1 protein-coding gene and 1 other RNA gene are annotated in these 1,713 nt (G+C 66.5%); both read right to left on the bottom strand.

Annotated features, from left to right (window positions below; translation table 11 throughout):
* Positions 1 to 1,315, bottom strand: a 1,315-nt coding sequence (dnaX, locus tag KH616_RS24855) for a DNA polymerase III subunit gamma/tau (protein ID WP_292254857.1), incomplete at its 3' end; no start/stop codon positions are given.
* A gap of 114 nt (positions 1,316 to 1,429) precedes the next feature.
* Positions 1,430 to 1,528, bottom strand: an RNA gene (gene ffs / locus KH616_RS24850) — signal recognition particle sRNA small type.
* Positions 1,529 to 1,713: the final 185 nt, after the last annotated feature.

Here is a 1,713-nt window from a genome sequence, read left to right as displayed (position 1 = left end):
CTTGGGCTTGGGCTTGGGCTTGGGCTTGGGCTTGGGCTTGGGCTTGGGCTTGGGCTTGGGCTTGGGCTTGGGCCGCCGGCGCCGGTCGCGCTCCGACGGGCGCGCGCGCCGCGTCGATCGGCGCCGCGAGTGCCGCCGGCTGTGCGACAGCGGCATTGCCCGCGGCACGCGGCCCGGACACGGCGCGCGGTATCGATGGCTGGCCGGCCGACGGCGCGCTGCCAGCGCTCGCTGCCGGCTCGAACGCGAGCATCCGCAACAGCGTCATCGTGAAGCCCGCATATTCGTCCGGCGCGAGGCCGAGCTCCGCGCGGCCGACCGTTGCGATCTGATAGAACAACTGCACCTGTTCCGGAGTCAGCGTGTCCGCGAAGCGACGCAGATCGGCCGCCTCGGGCCACTCGTCGAGCACCGAGCCGGGCGCGAACTGCGCCCACGCGATCCGGTGCAGCAGGCTCGCGAGATCCTGCAGCGCAGTCGAGAACGACAGGCTGCGCAGCGACATCTCGTCGGCGATGGCGAGAATCCCCGGACCGTCTCCAGCCGCGAGCGCATCGAGCAAGCGCACCATGTATGTCTGGTCGAGCGCGCCGAGCATGCCCGACACCGCCGTTTCCGTCACCTCGTTCGCCGAATAGGCGATCGCCTGATCGGTCAGCGACAACGCGTCGCGCATGCTGCCTTGCGCCGCGCGCGCGAGCAGGCGCAGCGCCTGCGGCTCGAACGCGATGCGCTCCTCGCCGAGAATCCGCTCGAGATGCGACACGATGTGGCCGGCCGGCATCTGCTTGAGGTTGAACTGCAGGCAGCGCGACAGCACCGTCACGGGAATTTTCTGCGGGTCGGTCGTCGCGAGGATGAACTTGACGTGCGGCGGCGGCTCTTCGAGCGTCTTCAGCATCGCGTTGAACGCGTGGTTCGTCAGCATGTGCACTTCGTCGATCATGTAGACCTTGAAGCGCGCATCGACCGGCGCGTACACGGCGCGCTCGAGCAGCGCGGCCATTTCGTCGACGCCGCGATTGCTCGCCGCATCCATTTCGACGTAGTCGACGAAGCGGCCTTCGTCGATCTCGCGGCACGCGCGACACACCCCGCACGGCTGCGACGTTACGCCGGTTTCACAGTTGAGCGTCTTGGCGAAGATGCGCGACAGCGTCGTCTTGCCGACGCCGCGCGTACCGGTAAACAGATAGGCGTGATGCAAACGCCCGCCGTCGAGCGCGTGCGTAAGCGCCCTGACGACGTGCTCCTGGCCGACGAGCGAAGCGAAATCCTTCGGACGCCACTTGCGTGCGAGAACTTGATAGGTCATCGGGAAATTGTATCAGCAACGCTGCGCTGCGCCGACAGCGCGGAACAGTCGCGAACATGACTGCGGGAAACGTGCGAGGGAGAATGAAAGTGCCCGGCGAATGGGCAAGAGGAAGGTGACGAGCCCGACCCTCGGCACTGGCGGAAAACGGTTGTGGCTGCTTCGTTCCCGACCTGACCAGGTTCACCGGCCCACCATGCGAGGAGGCCCGTCACGGCGCATTCTATCACCGCTCTCGCACGAATGCGACCGTTATTCGCATCATTGCATCGGCGCGCCCTGCACCTTGCAATTTACCGGCCGGCCGCCACTTATATTGTGCATGCGCGATCCGATGGCCGCCGGCAACGCGTACCCCTACTCGCAAAGCGGCTACTATCGCGCACCGCAGCGGATAG

Origin of the sequence: Burkholderia sp., assembly GCF_018375725.1 — a bacterium.
GTDB lineage: Bacteria > Pseudomonadota > Gammaproteobacteria > Burkholderiales > Burkholderiaceae > Burkholderia.
Note: the sequence above shows the minus strand (reverse complement) of the source record. Positions and strands in the feature narration are given on the sequence as shown.